The 25,380-nt window shown below is 66.0% G+C and carries 15 protein-coding genes; 4 read left to right on the forward strand and 11 right to left on the reverse strand.

From position 1 onward, the window contains the following. Positions 1-15: 15 nt before the first annotated feature. The 7 genes from NCS03_RS26620 to NCS03_RS26650 form a co-directional block, all read right to left on the reverse strand. Positions 16-1,428, reverse strand: coding sequence for a DUF2252 domain-containing protein (locus NCS03_RS26620; protein ID WP_250530144.1), 1,413 nt, complete (start codon positions 1,426-1,428; stop codon positions 16-18). Between the two features lie 468 nt (positions 1,429-1,896). Beyond that, positions 1,897-2,019, reverse strand: coding sequence for a hypothetical protein (locus NCS03_RS26625; protein ID WP_350029373.1), 123 nt, complete (start codon positions 2,017-2,019; stop codon positions 1,897-1,899). Between the two features lie 153 nt (positions 2,020-2,172). Further along, on the reverse strand, positions 2,173-4,266 hold the full coding sequence (locus NCS03_RS26630; RefSeq protein ID WP_250530145.1) for a site-2 protease family protein: 2,094 nt from the start codon (positions 4,264-4,266) through the stop codon (positions 2,173-2,175). Then, a complete protein-coding gene (locus NCS03_RS26635) occupies positions 4,266-5,615 on the reverse strand; it encodes an efflux RND transporter periplasmic adaptor subunit (protein WP_250530146.1) in 1,350 nt (449 codons plus the stop codon). Before NCS03_RS26635 ends, NCS03_RS26630 begins: the two co-directional genes overlap by 1 nt. A 10-nt stretch (positions 5,616-5,625) precedes the next feature. Beyond that, positions 5,626-6,411 carry an efflux RND transporter periplasmic adaptor subunit gene (locus NCS03_RS26640; protein ID WP_250530147.1) on the reverse strand — a complete coding sequence of 262 codons (786 nt, stop codon included), beginning with the start codon at positions 6,409-6,411 and terminating at the stop codon, positions 5,626-5,628. Continuing rightward, entirely contained in the window at positions 6,392-8,020 is a 1,629-nt protein-coding gene (locus NCS03_RS26645; protein WP_250530148.1) for a TolC family protein, read from the reverse strand. Before NCS03_RS26645 ends, NCS03_RS26640 begins: the two co-directional genes overlap by 20 nt. Before the next feature lie 22 nt (positions 8,021-8,042). After that, positions 8,043-18,419 (reverse strand): cadherin-like domain-containing protein, encoded by a 10,377-nt coding sequence (locus tag NCS03_RS26650; RefSeq protein WP_250530149.1) that lies wholly within the window; start codon positions 18,417-18,419, stop codon positions 8,043-8,045. A 45-nt stretch (positions 18,420-18,464) separates the two neighbouring features. On the opposite strand from NCS03_RS26650, the gene NCS03_RS26655 reads away from it, so the two are divergent. Both NCS03_RS26655 and NCS03_RS26660 read left to right on the forward strand, forming a co-directional pair. Next, positions 18,465-18,677 (forward strand): hypothetical protein, encoded by a 213-nt coding sequence (locus NCS03_RS26655; protein WP_250530150.1) that lies wholly within the window; start codon positions 18,465-18,467, stop codon positions 18,675-18,677. Between the two features lie 186 nt (positions 18,678-18,863). Beyond that, positions 18,864-19,544: a response regulator transcription factor gene (locus NCS03_RS26660; RefSeq protein WP_250530151.1), complete on the forward strand. Its 681-nt coding sequence runs from the start codon at positions 18,864-18,866 to the stop codon at positions 19,542-19,544. A gap of 240 nt (positions 19,545-19,784) precedes the next feature. Here NCS03_RS26660 and NCS03_RS26665 read toward each other — a convergent pair whose 3' ends face one another. The 4 genes from NCS03_RS26665 to NCS03_RS26680 all read right to left on the reverse strand — a co-directional run bounded on the left by NCS03_RS26665 (position 19,785) and on the right by NCS03_RS26680 (position 22,602). Further along, positions 19,785-20,825 (reverse strand): hypothetical protein, encoded by a 1,041-nt coding sequence (locus NCS03_RS26665; protein WP_250530152.1) that lies wholly within the window; start codon positions 20,823-20,825, stop codon positions 19,785-19,787. Next, positions 20,803-21,309, reverse strand: a complete 507-nt coding sequence (locus NCS03_RS26670; protein WP_250519057.1) for a hypothetical protein — start codon at positions 21,307-21,309, stop codon at positions 20,803-20,805. The genes NCS03_RS26665 and NCS03_RS26670 overlap by 23 nt, the downstream gene beginning before the upstream one ends. Before the next feature lie 105 nt (positions 21,310-21,414). Continuing rightward, entirely contained in the window at positions 21,415-21,909 is a 495-nt protein-coding gene (locus tag NCS03_RS26675; RefSeq protein WP_250519056.1) for a hypothetical protein, read from the reverse strand. 3 nt (positions 21,910-21,912) lie between these two features. Beyond that, positions 21,913-22,602 (reverse strand): DUF2092 domain-containing protein, encoded by a 690-nt coding sequence (locus NCS03_RS26680; RefSeq protein ID WP_350029374.1) that lies wholly within the window; start codon positions 22,600-22,602, stop codon positions 21,913-21,915. Positions 22,603-22,915: 313 nt separating this feature from the next. On the opposite strand from NCS03_RS26680, the gene NCS03_RS26685 reads away from it, so the two are divergent. Then, complete coding sequence (locus NCS03_RS26685; RefSeq protein WP_250519054.1) at positions 22,916-23,302, forward strand: response regulator; 387 nt, start codon at positions 22,916-22,918, stop codon at positions 23,300-23,302. A gap of 131 nt (positions 23,303-23,433) precedes the next feature. Further along, on the forward strand, positions 23,434-25,332 hold the full coding sequence (locus tag NCS03_RS26690) for an SPFH domain-containing protein (RefSeq protein WP_250530154.1): 1,899 nt from the start codon (positions 23,434-23,436) through the stop codon (positions 25,330-25,332). The last annotated feature ends 48 nt before the right edge of the window (positions 25,333-25,380 follow it).

Here is a 25,380-nt window from a genome sequence, read left to right on the forward strand (position 1 = left end):
GATCTGTCGAGACCGTCAGATGCGGAAATCGGCCGCCATGTCCTCGTCGCTTCGAGCCTCGAGCTGGCCCGATCGGCACGCACGAATAAAGGTGTCGTAGTCTTTCTGGTTCTGTTCCGAGTAGGCGAACGCGTACTGGGTGAGCGCGTCCGCGAAGCGATTGCCGTTGCCGAGATAGGCCGCGATCTCCACCGCTTTTCCGCTGGCTTTCGCATGGGCTCGCGCCAGTGCCCAGCCGCAGATGCGGGCGTAGCCCTGCAGAATTGTGCTGCTCATGCGCTCGACTTCCGCCGACACTTTCATGTCGCGCAATTGACGGAAGTAAAACTCACGCCCGGCGGGACCCGTCGTCCAGCCGAGGAATGAATCGCTCGCGGCCTGAAGCAGACGCTGCCCGCTCACGACGCGCTCGCCCTGATGGGCTGGGTCGTCGCCCTGAAAGAAGCGCGCTATCACCGACTGACGTGCTTCCTTGACCTGAAGGAAGAGCGGCTTGCCGTGACTGTCGATGAACAGCATCACCAGACAGAAAGTGCCGACACTGCCAACGCCGACTACCTTGAATGCGATGTCATGCAGCGCGTACTGCGCGATCAGTTGCCGGCGCTCGGAGGGAAGCGTCTGAAGGTAGCTGTCGAATGCGGCGGCGAGCTTGCCTTTCCATTCGTCGGTGTTGGACCACTTTTGATCGCGGCCGAGCAGCGAATTAGGACCGCCCGGATGGAACAATGCCGGCGGCGCATCCTGGATAGTCCAGCGGCCATCGGCCAGTGTGGCCATCTTGCCCAGCATGCTGTCATGCGTGCGGCCCGCCGCCTTTTCCATAGTCCGGTTGATCAACTGGCGGCCTTCGGCCGTCGCGGCTGTCTCGAGCATCCGTTCGAACGTAACGATCTCGTGCCAAAGTTCGAGCGCGCTGCAATCGGCATACTTGCTCATGCGGTCGCGATACTCATGCACGGCCGTCGCGACGATATCTCCGATCGCGCCGCGGTTGAAGCCCATATGCTCGCCGGCGATCGCGAAGCTGGCCGCAAGCCGCTTCACGTCCCACTCCCACGGGCCCGTCGCGACTTCATCGAAATCGTTGAGATCGAATACGAGTTGCCGCTCGGGCGTGGCGAAGCCGCCGAAGTTCATCAAGTGGGCGTCGCCGCAGATGGGAAACGCGATGCCACTGTTCACTGTGGCCGCCAGATCATGTGCCTGTAGAATTGCGCTGCCGCGATAGAACGTGAACGGCGACACGGACATGCGCCCGTAGCGTAGGGGAACCAGCGACTCGACGCGTCCCTTGCTATTTTCTTGCAGGAGCTTGACAGGATCGCGATCGGTATCGCCGATCTCTGCGTGCAATGAACGCCTTGCATGCTGACGGGCGTCGCGGCCCGCCTCGTGCCGCTCGGTCAAGGTCTGAACGTCTGCCATTCTGCGCACCTTTTGGGATTGATTGGGTTGACGCGCGAGCTGTGCAATACAGCGTCCGACTGGTCTTGTGCGGGTCCCGATCGCCAGTTCAGATTCAGTCTAGAACATAAGTCGGATGCTGCTGTGCAATGTTTTGCTAGCCATTTCAGTTCGTGGGCTCCTCCTTGGCTGGTATTAAAATCGGATCGTGACATTGAGACTTGGACCGTTGAAGTGCGGTGTCTGCTCGAATTGATGACCGGACCCATAGGACGCAACGTACCGGTAAGCCAAGACGACATCTCCTCACTTTGCGGCATAACCCATTCCCCGATCGCCTGCCATGTAATTCTCGACGTTCCAATGCCGACATCGAGATAGAAGGGCAGGAACCAGCGTAATCGCTCGTGATCGACAGGCTTTCGCGTATGCCGGCGAAACCATGGACGACATCCTTAATCTGCAGTGTGCCGACGTTCAGGCTCAACGTCAGGCCGTGACGGCATCGTGGAAGTAGAGCAGCGCGAGTCCGAAGCCGTAGCCGATCGCCGGCTCGGTGATGATCGCCGGCACCGGCAACACGCCCTTATGCCAAAGAAGCGTGTCGCTCATGTCGAGCTGGCCATCGTTAGGATCGCGCATTGGCTCAGGGAGCCCGAACGCTGCGCCAATCCGTGCGGTCAGCATCAGTGCGATGAAGGCGCTGGTTCGTACGGGCCGGCGTCGGCCGATGGTCCTCACGTCGACTTCCTCATGTAGAACTCGTCAGAATCCGCTCTCGCGAATCAGCGCGCCGAGCAGATGCCGGCCGCCCTCGATCAGCGCACTGCGCCGCGCGCCGTCGATCTGCAACTGACCGCGCGTCTCGCGCAGCGAGGAGGGCGGCGCATCGAGCTGCACGACCACGTGGAAGAGCGCGGGATTCGGGATCAGCGCCTCGCGTTCCGAGGATACGGTGAGCGGCCCCTTGTAGCGCGAGGCGAGCATCGGATAGTCCAGTTGCCGTACGCGCGTCGTGTCGATGGCGAGCACGTGTCCCTCGATCGGTGCAATCTGTCCGACGGGATAGAAGCGCGCCGTGTCGCCGACCGCGAGCCGCTGCACGGCGTCTTGTCTCACGAACGCATCCACCTGCCAGCTGCGTGGATCGATCAGCACGCCGACCGGCACCTTCGGATTGATCCATGCACCCGCGCGCCATTGCGGATCGATATCCGTCCAGCGTCCGGCGAACGGTGCGCGCAGGCTCAGTCTCGCGATCTCCGAATGCGCAGCGGCGGCTTCCTCGTACTGCACGCGCAGGCGCTCGCGCACGGAGCTTTGCTGATCGAGGCCATTGGTGTCGGCAATCAGGCCCGCGAGCCGCGCTTCGTAGCCGCGAATGCCGGCTTCGCTGCGGCGCATCTGCGCGGCGATGTCGGGTTCGTCCATCTCCATGAGCGTTTCGTTGGCCTGCACCGCGCCGGCGGGACGGATCGCACGGATGCGCGCGGGAATCGGCACGAACACGCGCAGCACGCGTTCAGCGCGCGCGACGCCGTCCGCGTGGATCTGCGTGCGCCAGGGCAGCGCGAGCACGAGCAGCGCGCCCGCGACGATCGCGCCCAGCGCGAGCCGCCGCCCGTGCGCGACGCGCCGCCGGTTAGCCCACCAGTGGCCGAGTTCGCGCCACACCGGCAGCACGACGAACCAGCTCACTTCGACGCAGAACAGCACGATTCCGAGCAGCTTGAAGAAGAACAGATACACCGTGACCGCGATGCCCAGAAACAGCACGAGCCGATACAGCCACGTGACGAATTCGAAGGCGACGAGCAGACGCCGCTGCGTGAGCCCGAACGGCTCGGGCCACGGATCGTCGAGTCCGAGAATCGTGCGTCGCAGGGCGACGCGCGCGAGCGCGGAGGCGCGGAAATGAAGGTTCGGAAAATCGAGCAGGTCCGAGAGAATGAAATAGCCGTCGAAGCGCATGAACGGACTGGCGTTGAGCGCGAGCGAGAGCACCCAGCTGGTGGTTGCGAGATAAAGCAGCGCGTTGCGCAGCGGCCCGGGATCGGAGAGCGCCCAGCCGAGCGTCGAGAGTCCCGCGAGCGACAGTTCGCACAGAATGCCCGCCGACGCGATCGCGAGCCGCTGCCGGGCGCGCTTCAACTTCCAGCTTTCGCCGGTGTCGGTATAGAGCATCGGCCAGAGCACCACGAAGGCGATGCCCATGTGCGCGACCCTGAGGCCGAGGCGCGTCGCCACGATCGCGTGCGCCAGTTCATGCAGCGTCTTGGCGACGATCAGCGCCAGCGCGAAGCTCACCATGCCGCTCACCGAGAACGATTCGACCACGGCCTTGGTGAACACGTCCCACTGCTGAAGCACGAGCACGATGCCGACGATGCTCGCCAGCACGACGGCGATGGGCGTCGCCGGCGTGAACAGCCAGTCGAGGCGTTTCGCGATCCAGCCGAGAAAGCGCTGCGGACGCACGAGCGGAATGCGGAAGAACAGATAGTGATGCAGCCACCAGCGCCACGTGAACCACTGCGCGCGCTGGCTCTCTCGCAGGCGGGCGAGCGTTTGCGGCGTGGGCTTCAGCAGCCCGTGGCGTTCGAGAAATGCGCGCAACGCGATCACCTGTTCGATCACCGGCCGCAGCGCGGTGTCCCGCTCGATCTCGCTGCAAATTTGCGCGGGCGGCTTGTCCCAGCGCAGCAGACATTCGAACTCCAGCCAGCCGATGCGATAAAAGCGATTGACGACGATGTCCTGAATCACCCAGGCGGGTTCGCCGTTCCTGCCCGGCGATGCTTCCGAAAGGCGCAGGTCTTCGCGCAGCGCGGGCGAGGGCGCGTCGGGATCGATGTTCATCACAGACCCGACCAGGCACGCAGCGCGGCGAGCGGGCGGCGCAGCAGGTAATAGGCGAGACTCACCGGCCTGCCGTACAGCTTCGCGGTGCCGTGCAGGCCGAGGCGCGCGTGCTCGCGCTCGCTGCCGCCGTCGTCGACGCTCGCGAGCAGCCGGTACGCGACGATGTCGTCCTCGGTCGTCTTCGCCGCGTAGCTCGTCTCCACGATGCGCCCGTGCAGCGGCGCGAGCGGCCACGCGGTCAGATAGAGCGTCACCTCGTCGCCGGGGTCGAGCGCGATCGCATCCGCGACGGCGAGATGAATGAGGATCGCAGGCTTGCCCGGATCGGCAAGCTGCAAAATGCGCTCGCCGGTGACGACGGGCTTGCCGATCCAGTCGTTGGGATCGCTGAACACGGCCACGCCGTTCTCCGGCGCGAATACGCGCGTGCGCTGCAATTGCGCCGTCACGGCGGCCAACTCCGCGCGGCGCTGTTCCGCGACGCCGTTGAGCACGGTCAGTTCGTTCTTGCTCTGCGCGTTGTCGAAGGCGCGCTGGCTCGCGGCGGTCAGTTCGGCATCGGCGACGGCGACCTGCCGCTGCAGCACATCGACGCGGCTCCTGAGCGACGTCTCGTCGAGCGAGAAGAGCAGCGCGCCCGCATCGACGTGCTGGTTGGGACGCACGGCCAGCGAAGCGATCACGCCATCGATCGGCGAGCTGACGATGCGCGCGTTGCTCGACACGATTTCCGCGGGCGCGAGCACCGTCTGCCGCACCGGAACCAGCAGCAGCAACGCGGCCGCCGCGCACGCGGCGAGCACCTGCTGCCGCGAGGGCCGCCAGCCGAAGCGCAGGCTGCGCCGCGTGAGCGCCCACCAGCAGTATCCCCAGGTCTGCACGACGCTGCGCAGCACGGTCGCGAAGCCTTCGCCGGGCGGATCGTCGAGCAGCACGAGCAGCAGCGCGAGCCGCCGGCCGTTCGGCGCATGTACCGGCACGCACCACACGCCCTTCGGCCACCATTCGCCCCAGCCTTCGGCGATATCGGGTGGCGGCTCGACGGCGTCGCGCGCGAGCCAGCGCGGCGCGTCCGTATCGAGCTGCGCGGCGAGCCACGCGCTCGCGCGCCCGAGCCAGACGAGATAGGGCGAATCCTCGCCGGGCAGCGCGAGACCGGAGGCGCACACGAGTTCGCACCGTCTGCCGCGATCCGCGAAAACGAGCGCCTGCCGGAAGGGCTGCACGGCGTGCAGGTCGTTGGCCATCGTGAACGCGAGCGCGTCGATGGATTCCGCCGCCATCGCGCGTTCGCGCAGGGCGTCGAGATAGAGCAGCAGCGGAGCGGGCGGAAAGGGCTCGTTCATCGCGGAAGGTTCATGGACTGGCCGGAATCCGCGCCACGCCGCTCATGCCGGCGACGAGATCCTGCGGCGCGCCGTCGAGCTGCGCTTCCAGTTCGACCGTCTGCGCGACCGCGTCCACCCGCGCGTTGACGGCGCTCACATGCGCCGGATAGGTCTTGCCGGTTTCATGGATCGTGATGTCGAGGCGGCTGCCCGAGCGCAGCCTGACGAGCATCGCGGACGGTACGTTGAGCCGCACCTTGAGCGCGCCGTCGCCGACCAGATCGACGATCGGCGTGCCCGCACTGACGGTCTGATACGGCTTCACGTACACCTTCGCGATGCGTCCGCTGAACGGCGCGACCACCTGACAGTAGCCGAGCTGCGCCTTCGCGAGCGAGAGCGCGCCCCTGGCCTTTTCGACGTCGGTGGAGGCCATCGCCACCTCGATGTCGCCCGCGGCCTTCAGTTCGCGCAGGCTGCGCTTGGCGGCGAGATTCTGGTTCGCCATGTTCAGCTCCGCCTTCGCCACGCTCGCGCGGGCCTGAACTTCGGCGCAGTTCATCTGGGCGATGACGGCGTTCTTCGCGATCGGCTTGCCGAGCGACGCGTGCAGGTCGGTGACCGTGCCGTTCATTTCGCTGGATAGCGTGGTTTCGAGATTCGGCGCGAGCAGCACGCGGATCGCGTTGGGGTCGGCGCCGGGGTCGTCGTAACGCTCGGCGCTGCCGGATGGCTTGGCGGCCTGCGCGAGCGGCACGGCAACGAGCAGAAGCGCGGCCGCGAGCCGCATCCCTTCATTGCACGGACGTCGCATCGCTCGCTCCGGTGGGGTGGGCGACAAGGGGTTGCGGCAGCGGGGGCGGGGGCGGCTGCGTCTGTCCGAATGGCGCGAGCGGCGCCGCCGAATCCGGCGCGGGCATTCGCGGCAGATAGGTCTCCTGGCGCGTCATCGTGTTTTTGATTTCCTGAGCGAGCGTATCGACGTCGTCTTTCGCGATGGCATCGGGCATGACGTCATAGCCGAGCGAGTTGTACAGGCGGCCCCACGCGGCCTGACAGTCGGAATAGGCCGCCTCGCGCAGATAGCGCGACAGCAGATAGCGCCCTTCCGCGCGGATCACTTCGAGCTCGGAGCCGAGCGAGGCTGTTTTGGCCGCATTGGCGTAGTCGAGCAGATCGTGATCGACGCGCAGGCTGTCGTTCGCGAAATCGAGTTCCTGCCGTGCAAGCTGATAGCGCAGCGACCCGATTCGCACCTGCGTGAGAATTGCCATCGAGAGCGCGAGCCGCCGCGTGTCGTCGGTCTTTTCCTGCGTGGCCGCCTCCTCGTTGAGCGCCGGCAGTTGCAGCAGCCGGAACAGGTTCAGCGACACGCGTATGCCGATCGCCGCCCAGTAGTTGTTGTAGAGATAGGCGTTGGAGTCGTAATTCACGTTCATGTCGATGCCGATGTTCGGCCACAACTGCGCCTTGGCGATCTTGATGTCGTTCTCGTTCACGCGCTTGCGATACGACTCCTCCATGATTTCCGGGCGGTTCTGCAGCGCGATCAGTTCGAGCGTCGGCTGCGGCGTGGCGAGCGGCGGCATCGGCAGCGTGCCTTCCTGCGTATCGGCGAGAACGAGCGGCGTGCCGGGCGGCAGCGACATGAGCGCGACCAGTTCGGCCTGCGCGAACTCGAGATCCTGGCGGCGCACGGTCAAGAGCGAGATGGCGTCGAGCAGCGCGCGCTGATAGGCGAGCACGTCCTGACGCGGCATGAGCCCCTTGTCCTGCGCCTCGTGCGCGTTGCGCAGCGCGGCCTGCGTGCGCGCGATCAGCTGATCGACCTCGGGCTTCAGACGCTGCGCGGAGAGCGCGCGCCAGTACGCGTTGCGCACATCCTGCAGCACGTTCTGCGCGACCTTGCGGCGGCGTTCCTCGGCCATCAGGATCTGGTCGGAGCGCTGCTGCGTGCGGTAATACGCCATGCCGAAGTCGATCAGGTTCCACGTCAGGCCGAGCGAGGCCAGCTTGTGATAGCGCTGCTCGGAGGTGGAAGGACGCAGGCTCACCTGACGATCTTCGATGCCGATCGACGTGCCGCCCGAGTCGTTGCTGCGATCCGTGTAGCCCGCCGACGCGACCAGTTGCGGCAGGAGCGCATTGGTCGAGACATCGCGCAGGTTCGAGGCGAGCGCGCTTTCCATCAGCTTGAGCCGGTAGTCGAGGTTGTACTTGAGCGCCCGCGCCGCCGCCTGATAGAAGGTGATGGGGCCTTTCACGGGCTCCTGCGCGTCGTACATGGCGAGCTGGTCGGTCACGACGCGGTCGCGGATCTGGTCGGTGGTCGCGGGCTGCGGCTGAAGGGAGGCGCAACCCGCGAGAACCGTCAGCGCGCAGGCGACGGCGGCTCCGAGCAGCGGCGGCGGATGTCTTTGCATGGCAGTGATCCTCGTTGGAACGCTAGCGCCTGTTCGCACCGCCGCGCACGGCGGGCAGCTTGCGCGCCGCCTCATGCAACTGCGATGCGAAGCCCTGCGCCGTCTTTGCTGCCTCCTTTTCCGTTTCGCCTTGCGCCGGCGGATGCATGCCGTCCGTCAGATGGTGCGCGAGCGCGGCGAACACGGACGGATCGGGCAGCAGGCCGTCGGCATCGAGACTGACGCGGCCGTGTCTGCCGAAAATCCACGCGTGGTCGAAGGTGCTCACCAGCTGGCTGTCGCGCACCGCATGGCCGACGAACTGGTCGGGCTGAAGCTCGGGCATGCTGCGCGACGAGAACAGCGCAGCGCCGGGTTCGAGCGGCCAGTCGACCTGGCTGCCGTCCGCCTCGCGCGAGCGCTCGGTCGCGCGCACGGCATTCGCCTCGACGACGGGCGTCACGAACACGGCCGGCACGAAGTTCTGCTCCGTCTGCGGCGAGGTGATCGTCGCGAGCGCCTCGCCCCAGTGCGGTCCCTCGCCCGTCGGCGGGATATAGGGCGTGGAGATGTCCAGATGAATCAGCAATTGCGCCTGCGCCGTGGCGCCCGCTGTATCGGCCACGGTGTAGGTGAAGACGTCCTGAAGCACCTGGCCCAGGCCCGCCGCGGCCAGCACCTGCGGATTCGTGAGATCGATCGAGTAGGTGTAGCTGCCGTCCGCGTTCAGTTCGAGCGTGCCGTAGCGCCCCGCGAGCGCGTGCCCCGGTGTTGCGGCGGCGCCCGTTTGCGCCTGTACGCCGACCACGTCGAGACGATCGCCCGCGTCGACGTCGCCATCGTTGGCGAGCACGTTGCCCTTCGTTTGCGGCGCAGGCGTCTGGTCGCTGGCCACGCCGCTGTCGTCGCGCGCGACCGGAGCGTCGTCCGCGCCGCGGATCGTGACCGTGAGGGTCGCCTGCGAAGTCGCGCCGGCCGTATCGCGCATGCGGTACACGAAGGTTTCGGTGAGCGTGTCGCCGTTCGTGCGCAGCGCCTGCACGGCCGCATTGGCGTTGTCGACGCTGTAGTCATAGCTGCCGTCCGCCTTCACGATCAGCTCGCCATAGCGGCCCGCGAGCGCGGTTCCTGCGGCGGCGCTCGCGCCCGCTTCGTTCGAGATGCCCGAAACCTGCTTCGTTTCGCCGTTCGCGGCGCTGTCGACGTCGGTGTCGTTGGCGAGGACGTTGCCCGTGGCATCGCGGCCCAGCGTGCCGTTGTTCACGCCGCCGGCCTCGATTGCGGTGCTGCTGTCGTCGTGCGCGACGGGCGCGTCGTTGCGCCCCTCGATCGTCACGCGCAGTTGGGCTGCCCCTTGCGCGCCGAAGATGTCTGCGACGGTATAGCTGAACACGTCCTGCAGCGTCTGACTGGTCGTGCGCAGGGCCTGGATATCTGGTGAGGTGTTGTCGAGTGTATAGTGCCACGCGCCATCGGCAGCCATCGTTAGTGTGCCGTACGCGCCGCGAATCGTGGTGCCGGCCCCTGCCGCGACGGCACTTGTCCCCACATTGACGACGTGCAAGGCGTCATTGTCCGCGTCCGTGTCGTTGGCGAGCACATTGCCCGACGGATCCACGCCCGGCGTCGCGTTGTTCATGCCGCCCGCTTCGATGGCGGTTGCCACGTCGTCGTGGCCGACGGGCGCGTCATCGCGCCCGCGCACCGCGATCGTGAGTTGGGCTTCGCCTGACAAGCCACCGCGATCGGTCGCCTGATAGGTGAACACATCCGTGAGGAATTGCAGAGGTCTTAGACTGATCACCGCGGCGTTGGTCGTGTCGACGCGATATTCATACGTGCCGTCCGCGCCAATAACGAGTTCGCCGTATTGCCCACGGATCACCGTCGCATTCGATGTGCTGCTGCTACCCGCCGCGATCACTGTGAGCGCGCCGACGGCGTCCGTGTCTCCTGTGCGCACGCCCGTCGCGGTAAGCGCATCGTTCGCATCGACGTCCGTGTCGTTTGGCAAGACATTTCCTGTTGGATCGACCGCGTTGCCCGCACCATTGTCCGCCGCAGCGAGTGCGACGTCGTTTCGCGGTGTCGGCGCGTCCCACGCGCCAGCAATGCGCACGGTCAGTTGCGCCGTATCGCTCGCGCCGGCCGTGTCGTGCAGACGATACGTGAACGAATCGGATACGCTCTGGCCGGGTATCAACGCCTGCACGCTCGCGAGGCTGTTATCGACCGCGTAGGTGTAGCTGCCGTCCGGATTGATCGTGAACGTGCCGTAGATGCCCGCAACCGATGTCGCGCCCGTGACGGCCGCGAAGCTCCCGGGCACCGCTTCCGCGCCGGCGCGCACGCCATCGACGGTTCTGGTGTCGCCCGCGTCGACGTCGGTGTCGTTCAGCAGCACGTTGCCCGACGGATCGATGCCCGGCGTCTGGTTGAGCGTGCCGCCTGCTTCCATCGCGCTCGCCAGATCGTTCCGGGCGACGGGCGCATCGTTCTGGCCAGAGATCACCACGTCGAGCTCGGCCTGCGAAGTCGCGCCGTGCGAATCCGTCACGGTGTAGGTGAAACGCTCGGTCAGCAGATCGGTTGCGAGCCGCAGCGCCTGCACGTCGGGGTTGGCATTGTCGACGGTGTACTGCCACGCACCGTTCGCACCGAGCGTCAGCGTGCCGTATGCGCCGCGAAGCGGCTGGCCGACGACACCCGCCGTGCCCGCGCCCGACGACGCACCCGTGCGGATCGCGGCCACCGTGAGCGGGTCGTGCTCGGGATCGCTGTCGTTGGCGAGCACGTTGCCGGTCGGATCGACGCCCAGCGTGCCGTTGTTCACGCCGCCGGCCTCCACCGCGTGGCCGATGTCGCCTTGAGGCGTCGGCGCGTCGTTCACGCCGCGCACGGTGATGACGAGTTGCGCCTGATCCGCGAGGCCGCTCGTATCGACGATGCGGTACGTGAACGTTTCGGTGAGCGTCGCGCCGGCAGCGAGCGCGCGCACGGCCGCGTTGTTGCTGTCCACCGCATAGTCATACGAACCGTTCGCGCCGATGCGCAGCGTTCCGTAGCTGCCGACGATGCTCGCGCCGTTCGCGGCGGTCGTGCCGGCGGCGACAGCCGTGAGCGTGCCGCCCGCCGCCTCCGTGCCCGAGCGCACGCCGTTCAGCACGAGCAACGTGTCCGGATTGTCGGTGTGGTCGACGTCCGTGTCGATGCCGTTGCCGCCCGGCTGCGACGCCGTGCCGGGACGGCTCGCCTGCGTGATCACGTTGCCGGTCGCATCGACGGGATTCACGCCCGTGCTCGCCGATCCGGCGCTCGCCGCGCCCGCGTCGTCGCTCGCAACGGGGTTGTCGTTGGCGCCGTGGATCTGGATCGTCAGCTGGGCGAGATCGGAGAGCCCGCCGGTGTCCGCGAGCGCGTAGGTGAACGTCTCGACGAGCGGAGCATCGGCGGGCACGAGCGCCTGCACCTGCGCATTGTTGTTGTCGATGACATAGCGATACGAGCCGTCCGCGCCGATGGTCAGCGTGCCGTAGGCGCCCGCGATCACCGTGCCGTTGCCGCTCGTCGTGCCGGCCGCGACGGCGGTGAGCGGGCCGTTGACCGCGCTTTCCGGCAGATGCGTGATGCCCGTCACGCGATGGGTTTCGCCGTTCGCGGCGCTGTCCACATCGGTGTCGTTGGCGAGCACGTTTCCCGTCGCGTTGCTGCCGGGCGTGCCGTTCGCGACGCCGCCCGCTTCGGTCGCCGATCCGCTGTCGTCGACGCCGACCGGCGTGTCGTTCGCGCCGTGGATCGTCACGGTGAGCGTCGCGCTGGCGGCCGCGTTCGCGCTGTCGTTGACGACATAGGTGAAGCGCTCGGTCAGCGTCTGGCCGGAGAGCCGCAGCGCCTGCACGGCGGCATTGGCGTTATCGACGACGTACTCGTAGCCGCCGTTCGCGCCGATGCTCAACGTGCCGTAGACGCCCGCGACGACGACGCGCGCCGCACCCGGCACCGCGACGCTGGCGCCGCTCTGGTTGGTCACCTGCACGACGCGCAGCGTGTCGCCGTTGGTCGCGATGTCGACGTCGGTGTCGTTGGCGAGCACGTTGCCAGTCGGATTGACGCCGGGCTGCGCGTTGGCGTTGCCGCCGGCTTCGGTCGCGCTCGCCGCATCGTTCGCGGCGACGGGCGGATCGTTCACGGCGATTACCGTGATCGGCAGCGTGCTGACCGCGATGCGCGCATCGCCCGCTTCGCCGGGAATGCCGTTGCCGTTGAAGTCGCCGAAATTGCCGCGATCGTTGGTGGTGACCGTCAGCGTGTCCGGGCCGTTGAAATTCGCCTGGCCGAGGTATTGCAGATTCGCCAGCGCGCTGTTGAGCGAGGCGAGCGTGCCCGTCAGCGTGAGCGTCGCGGTGCGCTCGCCCGTTTCGGTGACGCCCGCAGGCAGCGCGGGGAGCGAGAGCGTGCCGTGCAGCACGTTCAGCGTGACCTGAAGCGCGCCGCTGCCCGCATCCACATCGCTCACCGTGATGCCCGCGAGACTGAGCGTCGTGTCTTCGAGCCCGCTCGGCGTCGTGCCGGGCAGCGTGTTGACCGGCGCATCGTTCTGCTCGACATAGCCCGCGTTGGCGCTCGCCGTGCCGCCATCCGCGAGCGTGATGCCGACGGTGCCGAGCGCCGTGGCCGCGTCGCTGTCGATGCGCACGGCCAGCGCGCCGACCGGCTGCGGATACGTGATCGTGCCCGTGGGCGCCTGAATCTGGTAGCCGCCGAGCGGCAGCACGCCGAATGCGTAGTGTCCGCTCGTGTCGGTCGTCGCGGTGTAGACGAGGTTGTCGGCCGTGGTGGCGAGATTGCCGTCCACGCCCGCCCACGTCAGCGTGACGGTCTGGCCGGCAAGGCCGGGGCCGTCGGGCGTGGCGGACGCCGTCGCCGACGCCGTGTCGTCCCACAGCGTGCCGCCGATCACGCCGAGTCCCGCCGCGCTCGTGCGAATGTAGGTGTTGGGGCTCGCGCCCGCGCCGGTGCGCTCGCCGTCCGCGCTGCCCGCCGCGCCGACGCTCGATCCGCCCCAGTTCGTGAAGCTGTCCGGCAGGCTGGTCCACGTGAGCGTGGCGTTGGTCGGCGCAATGGCCGCGTTGTTCGGCACGTCGGCGGAATAGAACACCTGCACCTGCGCGTTCACGCCGAGTTCGGCGAAGGTGAGCCGCAGCCCACTGGTCGTATCCACCGCCGCGCCGATGCCCGCGAGCTGGGCGGCGGTATAGGTCGTGCCGTTGAGCACCAGATGATCGAACGTGTAGTTCGTCGCGCCCGTGAAGCTGTCGGTCAGCACGATGTCGTAGGCGGGCGACGTGCCGCTCTGCGTGAAGCGCACGTCCACGTCGGCGGTGCCGCTGGCGGCGCTCGTGCCGGGATCGAAGCCGTAGACCTGCTTTTGCAGGCCCGTGAAGGCCGGCTCGACGATATCTTCGCGCACCGTGTCCGCGCTCGTGAGCGGATTCGCGCCCGAGCGGTCGACGGCGCTCGCCGTGAGCACCGCGCCGGCGGCATTGGACGCCTGATTGGCCACGCGCGCATTGAATTCGAGCGAAATGCCTTCGAGATCGGCGTCGTTGTCCGGATTGACGATGTTGCCGAGCCGGAACGTGATGACTTCGTTGCCGCTGGCGTCGGTCGTCACCACGATGTTCGCCGCATTCAGCACACCCGTGGGCGCGGCGCCCGACAGGTCCGCCGTGATCGGCAACGCTTCCGGGCTCGTTTCGTTGCCGGTTTCGTTGAGCGTGCCGCCCGTGACGAGATTGGTGATGTCGGTCGTGATGCCGGTGTTCGAAATGAACACGATGCGCACGCTGCCGTCGTTGATGAACCGAAGGCCGTTTTGCAGCGTGATCTGCACCGAGTAGTCGTTCGTCGCGCCTTCGGCGAGCAGCGAGACCACGCGATAGCGGACCACTTCGCCCACGGTGACGCGCTCGTCGGAAGCATCGGTGGGCGAGGGCGCGGGTGTGTCCGCGAGGCCGCCCACGCGCGAGATCGTCACGACCTGCGCGACCGGCACGGTGAGCGTCTCGGCGCTGCGGTAGTCGTTGAGCGCGCCGCTGTTCAGCAGGCCGTCCGCGCCGGTGCGCTCGCCCGCGGGGTCGGCGGCGGTGGCCGACGTGCCGTCGAGGCTCGTCCACTGCACCGTCGCGGTGTTGTCGAACGAAGACACGCTCGCCGCCGACGCGAGCACGGTGCCCGAAACGCGGAGGGTGATGCTGCCGCCTTTGGCGATGTCGATGTTCGCACCCGCCGCCGTGCGCAACTGGCCGTTCACCAGTTCGAAGTCCGGGCCGCCGTGATTGGTCGCGCCGTTCTGGTACGTGACGCCGAGGATCGACCGCCCGCCGAGCTGCGCGGGCAGCGCATCGAGAAAGCCGACGTCGAACGCATTGAAGTCGCTCGCCGCCGAGCCGTTGCTGATCGTGATGTCGTACTCGACCGTGTCGCCCTCGTCGACGCCGAAGCGCGGCAGCGGCTGCGTCGTCTGCGTGACCTGCAGCGTCGGCTCGCGGATCACGACGGTCGGCGCCGAGCCGCTCTGCGCGACGCTGCGATCGAGCGCCGTCGCGCCGTTGGGCGTGTCGCCGTCCGGATCGCTGTAGACGAGCTGGCCCGGATTCGCGAGCGTCACGCCCGCCTGATTGCTCGCCGTGTCGCTCGCCACGAGATGCACGCGGATCACGAACGAATCGTTGCCCGGGTTGTTGTCGGCGGCGGAGGAGGACGCCGCGAAGGTCCAGCGCGCGCCCGCGCCGTCCGCGCCGAGCTGGCCGGAGAGTGCCGCGAGGCTCGCCACGCTCACCGTGCCGTTGAAGTTCGCGCCGAGCGCGGCGCTGCCCGCGGCCGTCGTGATGATCTGATAGCCGAGACCGCCGTTGAAGCTCGTATCGAGACGCAGGCCGGCGGGAATCAGGTCGTCGACACGCAGGTTGCGCGTCGTGCCTTCGGGCAGCGTCACGACGATGTCGTAGGTCATGTTCTCGCCGATCACGAGATCGCTGCCGCTCGTGTGGCTCGCGCTCGAATCGGCGTCGTCGAGCGTGCCGCCGCCGTACTGCACGCTGACCGTGGGTGCGGCGACCTGTTCGCTGGCCGTATCGACGAGATCGGTCGGCGTGAAGTCCGTGCCGCCCTCGACGCTCGCGTAGCGCGTGAGCGCGGCGCTGGTCTGCAGCGTGCTGCCCGCGGCGATGCTGCCGATCGCGGCCGCGTCGTAGGTGATGACCACGACGTTCGAGCCGGCCTGATCCGCCGCGCTGCCTGCGCGCCCGGCGAGCAGCGTCGCGGCGTTGCCGGCGTCGAGAAAGGTGATCGTGTTGCCGCTGACGCTGTAGTCCGTGCCGGCGACGAGTCGCGTGCCGTCGCCGCGATAAATGGCGAGATCCGCCGCCGCAAGACTGCCGCCGACGAACTGAAGCCCGCCGGGCAACGTGACGGTGGTCGTGACGTCATAAGCGCCGCCGCCGCCCGAGTTCTTGATCGCGGTGGCGAGACGCACCGTGTCGCCGCCGTCGATGCCGCTCACGTTGCCATCGACGGCGGCCACGTCGGTCACCGTGCCGGCGAAAGGCACGCCGCCGCTGCCCGGCGCATTCCAGGCGCCGGTCGTGCCGGACACGACGCCGTCGCTGCTCGACACCACGCCCTGGCGCATATCGAGTACCGGCTCGGCGACGGAGGCGACCACGGCGACATCGGACGAGACCAGCGGGGTGTGCGCGATCGTCGTCACCTGGTTCGATTGCGCGAGCACGTCGAACGGACGATTGTCGGCATACGGCTGATCGCCGACGCGCATCGTGAACAGAACCTGGATCGTGCTGCCGCCGACCGTGTTCGTCGCGAAGCTGCCGAAATCGAACACGAGCGAGTTGCCGCTGCCTTCCGTCACGCTCACGAGGCTGCCCGGATTCGTATTGCCCGCGCCGAAGCTCCACTGGCCGACGCCGCTGCCCTGCGTCCAGGCGATGCCCGTCGCATTGAGGAGCGGCAGCGGCAGATAGGCTGCGAGCGAGAAGCGTTCGTAGTCGCCGGTGGCGAGGTTGTAGCTCAGGCTGAAGGTGACGACGTCGCCGGGATTGAGTTCGCCGCTCGCGGGCGGCGTCGTCCCGTTGACCGTGACGAGCGCGATATCCACGTGACCCGCCGGTACCGTGCTCGTGGTCGAGGAGTCGTCGCTCACCGAGCCGCCCGTCAGATTGAGGCGGTCGAGCAGCAGCGTCGCCGCGACGGTTGCGTGATTGCCGAAGGCATCGCCTTCGTTGATGTCGCTTTGCGTGTAGTTCGTCGCGTAGCGCTGGCCGACCGCCGCGAGATAGTCGATGCGCGCGGTGGTCGCGCCCTGCTGGACGTCGTCGGACGCGATGTCGCCCGCCAGCGCGCCCGGCTGCAGCGGGCCGGCCGCCGCGATCGAGGCGCCGATATCGAAAGACAGCGTGGTCGTGCCGTCCGCATTGACGGTGCGCGTCGAGATGAGCGCGATCGTATGCACGACGCCGTCCTGCGTCCAGGTGAGCGTGGGCGTGCCGGTGAGGGTCTGGCCGTCGCCCAGCTGGTCCGTCACGACGAACTGCCCCGCGCCCGTCTGCGTCTTGCCGAGCGCGAAGTAATCCGACAGCGCGACATCGAGCGCATAGGCGAGCGTGTCGCCCGGCGTGACGCCCGCCGTGCCGGTGTCGGTCTGCTCGCTGACCTGTTTTTCCAGCGTCGCGGCACGGGCGATGAAGGTCGTGCCGGTGCCGTCGGCGGTGCCGGAGAATGCGACGCTCGTGGCCGGCGGCGTGAGATCGCGCGGATCGAGCGGCACCCATTGGCCGCTTCCCGATGCCGTGCCGAAGGCGATCGTGACCGGCGCGCCGGTCGTCGGGTTGATGACGCTGGCGCCGGAGGCGTCCGTCTGCGGCACATAGAAGCTGACGACGGTGTCGGCCGATCCGGTGATGCTCGCATATTCGACGGAATACGAGCGGATGAACACCGTGTCGCTGTTGATCGCCGCGTTGATGAGCGCGGCGTTCGTGAGCACCGAGCCGTCCTGCAAGGTGAGCGAGGTGATCGTGCCGCCCGCGCCCGGCGTGATCGCGGTGACTTGAACGTTTGCCGGGATGTCCTGATTGATGACGACATCGGTGATCGTCTGGCCGGGCGCGGCGGTCGCGGTCACGGTTTCCGAGCGCACGAAGTTCGGTCCCGTCGCGGTCTCGCCTTCCGGCGTGTTGACGGTCTGCGTGAGCGACACGACCGTCGGATGCACGAGGAAATCGTGAACCGACGTCTCGATGATCGTCGGATCGGTGGTCGGGTTGTCGAGCGAGTCGTTGCCGTACTGGAAGCCGCCATGCGCGCCGATCGTCAGGTCGGGGCTGCTGTCGGAGAAGGCCGTATCCGCGAGGTTGCTCAATTGCGCGTTGACCTGCACGGTAATCGCGGGCTGCCCCTGCGCCACGCTCGCAAAGGGCAGCTCCAGCACCACGAGTTCGTCGCCGGGTCGCAGGCCGTAAGTCGCGGCATGGATGACGAGCGCATTGCCGCTCGCATCCTTCGCGAGTGGATGAATCGCGTTGCCGTTTGCATCGAAGGTGACGACGAAGGACGTGACTGCCTGGCCGAGATAGCTGGCGGAGACGAAGCTCACGCCGTCGTTGCCGTCCTTACCCGTGGCGGGCATCAGGAGATCCACATACGGCGCGTACCCGACCTGCGTCGACGTGTTCGTGAACGAGACGTTGAAGGTGAACTGATTGCCGAGCAGAACATCCTGCCCGGCAGACGACAGCGTAACCGACGGGCTCGCGTCGGCGAGCAGGTGATCGTAGTGCGCGAGTGCATAGGCGGAGAGCGCAATCGGCTTGTCGAGCGTGCCGCTCGTCACTTCGAGCGTCCAGTCGCCGCCGAGCGCGGCACTGCCGGTCGCGTCGTTCGATGCGCCGACGGCCGCGCCGGTCGTGCCCGCGAGCGTCTGCACGAGCGCCTTGCCTGCGTCGCCCGAGCCGATATCGCAGCCGTACAGTTCGATATCCGCGTCGCCGCTCAGATGGCTGCGCCAGGCGCCGAGCGCGTTGGCCATTTGCGAGAGCGTCGTGCTCGTGAAAGTCTGGTTGCCGAGCGTGAACTGGCCCGCCGCGCCGTGCGAAAAAATCTGCACCGAGTCCGCGTGACCCATGCCGGCGAGCGCGGCCGTGATCGCGCTGATCGCGTCCTGCCCCGGCTGAACGACGAGCACCTGCGTGCCGGCCGGCGTCTGCGCGAGCAGTTCGTTGCCGTTCTCGACACGGCTGTCCACCACCACCAGATTGCGGGGCGTGACGGGCGCGACGGCGGCGGGCGCCGCAACGGGTGCGGGCGGCGCCGCCGTGCCGGTGTGTGCGTCTTGAGTCGGCACGGGCTCGCTTGACGCCTTGGCTGCGCCGGCATGCGCGGCGTCGGCATGATGCTGATGATCAGCGGCCGATGCGGCGGCGCCATCGAACAGAATACGCTGTTCGAGCGCGAGAGCCAAGCTGCGGGGGCGCAAGTGATCCGCGAGGTGCCACGAACTCGGAACGTTATCCATTTTTCTGTTCGCCTCCCAAATCTCATGGTTGGGCCGAACTGGCAGAGCCGCCGCTTACGGCATCAAGCATTACGCGAACCGCAATGAACCCGACCGGTATTTCAGTACGCGCAAGAAATCGGTTGGAGTTATCATCAGCGGGCAGATTTAAGGTATTACTGATAATCGAAAAATGAATAAATCCCAAGCCTGAAATCTGCGTTTTGCAAAGAACCGACCTGCCCATTTGCGAGTGAAAAGCTTCTGGCGCATAAGCCGGAACAGGAGAGCGCCGTGAATGTTTCCGAGGTAGCTGTCGTTCACGTCATCGATGACGATGCTTCCATGCGTGCCGCCCTGACGCGGCTGCTTACCCTTTCCGGCTTCGCGGTCAGGACGTACGCGTCGGCCGGCGAATTTCTCGTGTGCGAGCCTGATTCGCTCTCGGGCTGCATCCTGCTCGATCTGGAGCTCGGCGGCCCCAGCGGGCTGGAAGTCCAGCAGGCCGTGCTGCGCCACTCGCGGGCCTTGCCCATCGTGTTCATGAGCGCGTATAGCGACGTGCCGCGTACGGTCAAGGCGATGAAGGCCGGCGCGGCCGATTTCCTCCTGAAGCCGTTCGACCGGCAAACGCTCGTCGACGCGCTGCGCAGCGCCATCGAGGCGTTGGGTGATGACTCCGATCCCGTGTCTTCCGCCGATCTCGAATCGCTGAACGAGCGGGAGAGGGCCGTCTTGAGCGGCATATCCTGCGGATTGCGAAACAAGCAGATTGCCGCAGAACTCAAGTTGTCCGAAAGGACCATCAAGAGTTGCCGGGCGCACCTGATGCGAAAATTCAGGGCGGAATCGCTCGCCGAACTGCTGCGGCAAGCGGACCGGTACGGAATACGTTGGGAACGGCGCACGCCGGACACTCGATGCGCTGACGGCGCGGACGAACAAGGGGCCGATGCCGTGGCGCTCACGCGTTGATGCGCGAGCTGCATTGCTCGTGAACGTTGCATCGAAATAGCGCTTGGGCATCCAAGTGAAATCGGCGCCCGTGCTCATGTGCTTGTGTTCCACTGCGCAGTACTCGGCATGGGGAAACGTCGGTCATGTTCTCGAAACATCGGAACATTTTAGGTCGAATTAGTCAGACAGTCACTCCGGGAAAGGGGAAATGAAATTGCCCAAAAGGGAAAGGCCGAGGGCTTGCGGCCTTCGTGTCGATTAGAAACTGAGCGCGATGCCCAGCGACGCACCTGTGACATCTTTACCGAATGCATAGCGGGCGACAACGCGCAGCCGCGAGAACAGTCGGGTCACCGCGCCGGTGTCGATTTCGACGCCGGCGCCCAGCGATGTCAATTGATTGAAGCCCAGAATATTCGCCTGGCTGCCGAGATACGTCGAATGGGACAATTCCAGTACGTATCGCAACGGCCTATCCAGTACGATGGCACCGGTGGGCGCGCGCCAGCGTGCATACAGGTTGGTGGACTGCGCATCGGCCGAGCCGCGTACTGCGCTGGATGAACCGAAGCTCTGCAGGTGGATGTTTGTGTATCGGAGTTCTAGGTCGAACTCGTACGGCTCGCGGCGAGGATACCAGCCCAGCATCAGTGACCCGCCAAGCCCATAGGCGCTGAGCGACCCGTTTCTGATGAAGGCAACGTTGCTGTCCGTTTTGCGATTGACCAGAAACTGCGCAGCGCTCGCATCGCTGAATACTTCTCCGAGCGAGACGTTGAAGATTGGCCGTATCACCAGGTCGCCGCTCGCATTGAGGGGAAAATCCCAGCCAATACCGCCGGTTGCCGCGATGTTGGTCCACCGCGTAGGGATCGCACGTTGTTCCTGACCGTCCGACGCGACAAACGTCGGGTCGTAGCGCGAACCGCCGAACGCGCCCTCCAGATAAAGCGGGAAGCTGCGACTCAATGTAAAGCCGCCGCCAAACTGAGTCATACTCAAGGAAGGGTTGCCCGTCTCGCCATTTCTTATGCCCAAAGTGCTGGCGGAAAGATCGGGTGTCACACTGAACGAAAGGAGTGCGAGCACGGCATTCGCACGCTTCTGCACATCCGGCCCAGTGATCACGGCGCCCGAGGAGTCGCCCGCCGCTGCGGCAGCCTCAGTGATGAGCCATTGACACGCTGTCGTCAGGAGCACGCCCCCGAGCAGGAATACTCGCAATGATGTACGCCAGACAGAAACTGCCGGCGCGAGATGGTGACGCTTTTGCATATCACGGCGGAGGAAGAGGGCCAAAAAAAATCCGCTTCAGCCGGTCTTTGCCGAACGCGCGGGCCAGTTCCGCGATCACGCAGTAGTTGAAGATTAACGTGACGAGCAGGATCTGGATTGCCCAGAAGCGCGGCCAGTTGATCTCTGTCCATAGATCGCGATTCGCTGCGATAATATTGGGCGCCTCCTTCCAATAGTCGTAGAGGCGCTCGAGGTAGTGAACCACCAGTGCGACGATGGCATACATGAGCGTTTTCCAAGATACGTTCCAGATCAGCGGCTTGTCGGGGAACCGGTTGATGAACGGAAGCATGTCGGCAACAAGCACGGACTTGCCCAGTATGAGCGACGCGAGGAGTACCGACGCAGATGAGGGCAGCGAGATGCCCGTTCCCCGAACCATCAGCGAACGGATAAGCGCGACAATATGCAGAATGATAAAAAAGAAAATCGTCGGCGGTAGTGCCTTGATGATCTCTTCCTTGATCTTCCCGGCCAGCTTGCTCATGATGCAGTCCTCGCGATCGACGACCGCCTAAAAGAGTTGACATATGCGGGGTGCCTCGCAGCAGAGCGCGCGGTGTCGGGTCTGGACGCGTTCGGTCACGGCGCATCAATACGGCGCGTTGACCACGATGTATTGACCGCCTTGAGGTTGATACCAAGTGCTGCCGCATTGCTGATAGATCATGCCGCCATAGTTCACCGGGACGCAGTTCGGGGGAACCGACCTGACGACGGAACCGACGATGGCCGACGTGACGCCCACTGCCGCAGTCACGGCGGCGGCGGTCGCCACCGGGTGATAGTCGTTATCCCATCCGCCGTGACGGTCGACATTCACATTGACATTTCGGTTGATATTGGTATTGCGGTTCACGTTGTTCACGCTCGTATTGCGCACATTGCGTGTTCGCGCGTCCGCCCGCGAGTTGTTCAGCTGGCCGCCGCCGTGCGGTCCATGCGCCATGTTGCCGCCGCCGCCTCGTTGAACATGACCGCCGCCGCCGCGCCCCACGGCATGCGTCGACTCTGCCGCGACTGACAGGCACGCGACAAACGCCAATCCGATCAGGAGCGGTCGATTCCTTTTGCGTGGAATGTTCATGAGTCACTCCTTCGTCTTGATCGGGATGATGTCGATCTTCTTTGCACCCGCCGGCGGTTTGAAGGTGAACACGGCGTTGGTGAAAGCGGGCGAGACGTTCCAGTCGATAATCGAGGTCGACTGAGGACGTGCGTCGTCATCCCGGCGCGTGATCACGAGCTTGCGCGGCAGCGGGTTGGCGCCCGCCTTGATCCAGATCTGCCAGTCGAGATCTTGCTGCCGGAACGCATAGTGGTCGCAGACGTCCGAGCCGATGTAATCCTGGCCGGCATACATGGCGGACTCGAATTGGTCGGTCGGCGCATCTGGGGTTCCCCAGACGAAGAGATCCGCGAGTGGAAATTCCACCCCGAAGCGAATCCGGAATTGTTCGACCAACGCCTTGAGGTTGCCATCGAAGGGCACGGTCGAGTAGTACTTCTGTGCTGGCGTGTATAGCCAGACGGTGGTTCCGTTATAAACGACCTCGCGCTCGCTGCGCGCGCTTCGCATCAAGACGCGAATCTTGTTCGGTCGATCGACTTCGAGATCGGCGGTGGCGGTGTGCTGCAGCTTCTGACCATCTTCGAGCACACGCTCGCCCGTCAGGTCTGTCGAGACGCTGAAGCGTTTCATCGACTGAAGATGCGCTCCCATTTTCTGAAGCGCCTGCACGGCCGTGGGGTCCACGGCAGGCGCGGCGCTGGCGGCCACGGCTGCAGACGCTTCCTGTGCGTGGAGTTGAGGCGCAGACACTGTCCCGATGAGCAAGGCTGCGGCCAATATCTTTCGCCTCATGGTGCTCTCCCAGTGAGTGACAGAGTTATCGCTGGGCGCCCTCGAAAGGCGCGCGTCAGGGCGACTGTCTCGGTGGCGCTTGCCCTGCAAACGTTAATTTAGTAACCGACGTCATGAAAGGGAAGCCCTTTTCGTGCGATTGCCCCAAAGGGCAATTCGTTGCCCGAAACACCTATGGCAACACAGGCGGTCGTGTACAACAATTCGGGCAACGGGGAGGTCGTCTGGCATGAACGAGATCCCGAAACTGATCGTAATCATCGAAGACGACTTCGGCCTGCGGCGCGCTGTGGAGCGGCTGGTACGGCTGGCAGGATACGACGCCCGGGTGTTTGCCGACGGGGAAGATGCCGACGCGTTTGCCTTCGCATCGTCTGCTGCGTGTCTGGTGCTCGATGTCCAGCTACCGGGTCTCAGCGGACCGGCCTTCTACTCGACTTTGCCCATCCCTCGGCCGCCCGCCGTCTTCATCACGGCGTTTGATACAGCAGGGACGCGCAACGAGTTGACGCGTGTTGGCCCACATCGGGTGTTGAAGAAGCCGTTTCTCGGAACCGAACTCCTCGATGAGCTGGCCCGCGCGATCAACCCGCAGGCTCAGGACGGCGCGCAATGAAAGCACTTTGCGAACGGCCTCTCGACACGATATCGGTACGGAAACTTGAAATGCGGCTCATGAGCCTCGATCGATTGAGGCTCATGAGCGGGTCGTCGATATGAAGCTTCGATTGCTGGAGGTGGTCTGGCATGCAACGTGGAGAGGTTGAGGTCGCAGGGTTCGGCTCCAGGAATATCCTTGTAACACTGGCGGGCGCGAGCTTCGCGCTTGGCGCGCTGCTGACTGTGTTCGTATTCGCGCGTGCGACATGGACTGAGTTCCGCTGGCTGTGCCCCATCGCGGCGGCGGCGTTGAACGTCGGCCTCGTCGCGCTCGGTGCGCAACGTTCGAGCGCGCCGGCGCGGCATCGCGCAAGCGCGACCGGGCAGCCCATCACCTGGAAGCTTCTGCGTTCCACTTCCTGGCGCGCAGCCATTGCTCTCGCAGGCAACAGGCTGCGCATGATCCGGGGTTGGCCCTGGCTCGTGATCCTCTGCGGCGCGCTTACGCTGCTTCTGTGCGCGGCGACCTGGATCGTATTCGACCGGCGGCCGCCCGCCGTGAGCCCGAACGCGCGCACGGTCGTCACGCTCGCATGCGGTGCGGCGCTCGCGCTCGCTTTCCTCACGTTGATCGCCGAGCGTTTCTTTGCCGCCGAATCCGAGCGGCGTCCCGATGGCGCGCCGCACACCGCCGCGTTGCGCGCCTTGCTCTTCGTCACGCTCGCGGGCGCCGCCAGCGCCGCGCTCTTTGCGTGGGATCGCGCCGACGCGCGCTGGCTCGCGCTCGTGGCCGCGCTGCTGCCCGCTGCAATCGCTTGTGAATTCCTGCTGCGCGCCGTACTCATGTGGTTTTCACCACCCGACGTCGGCTCGGCGCCGCTCGATGTGGTGAATAGCGCGATCGCACGGTTGCTGATGCGGCCGCTCGCGTCATCGGGCACGCTCGGCGAGACGATGCGTCATCGCTTCGGCATCGATTTGCGGCAAAGCTGGGTCATCCGCAGCACGCTACGCATGGCGCCGGCGGCGTGCGCGACGCTCGTCGTCGTCGCCTGGCTCTTGAGCGGCGTAAGCATATTGCAGCCCGATCAGCGCGCCGTGTACGAACGCTTCGGCGCGCCTGCCGCCGTCTGGCAACCGGGGCCGCATGTGGGGCTGCCCTGGCCGTTCGGACGCACCCGGCTGCTCGAGAACGGCGCCGTGCATCAGCTCGTGGTGTCGAGCGCGGGCGGCGACGCTGGCGTAGCCAATGTGGCAGCGCCGCTCCTTCACGCCGACGCCCGCACGCCCGAACAGCTCGACCGCCTGTGGGACGTCGCGCATCCGTGGGAAACGACGCAGGTGATCGCGGGCGGCAACGGCAAGCGGCAGAACTTCGAGATCGTCAGCGCGGATGTCCGTCTCGACTATCGCATCCGTCAGGACGATGCCGCCGCCCGCGCATCGCAATACCGCTTCGCGGATGCGCCCGCGCTCATCCGCGCCATCGCGAGCCGCGAGGTGGTGCGCTACCTCGCCTCGCATACGCTCGACGCGCTCGTGCAAACGCGTCAGACCGTCATCGCCGACGCCATCCGCCAGTCCGTGCAGCAGCAGTTCGATACGCTCGGCAGCGGCATCGAGGTCGTTGCGGTAGTGATCGAAAGCGTGCATCCGCCAGCGGGCGTCTCGGCGGCGTGGCACAACGTGCAGGCCGCGCAGATTCGCGCGGCGGCGAGCGTCGCACAGGCGCGCGGACTCGCGGCGACGGTCGTGGGCAGCGCACGGGAAGCGGCCGCCGCCAGCATCGACACCGCCAGCGCCGCAGCCGCCGAGACGTTGTCGGCGGCTCAAGCGAGACAGACCACTTTCACTGCCGACGTCGCCGCCCGGCAGGCGGGCGGGCCGGCATTCCCGTTCGAGTACTACCTGCATACGCTGCAAAAGGGATTGCAGAACGCCAACCTCACGGTGATCGACGACCGTCTGGTGGGCGGCAACCGCGCGACCATCGATCTGCGCGCCTACAACACGGGCGATGCAGCGGGGGCGAAGCGTTTGTACTGAGCAAGCGGAACGCGCCGCAGACACGCGGCATCGCAACATTCACGACGG

This window comes from Caballeronia sp. ATUFL_F1_KS4A (assembly GCF_023630905.1).
Lineage (GTDB): Bacteria > Pseudomonadota > Gammaproteobacteria > Burkholderiales > Burkholderiaceae > Caballeronia > Caballeronia zhejiangensis.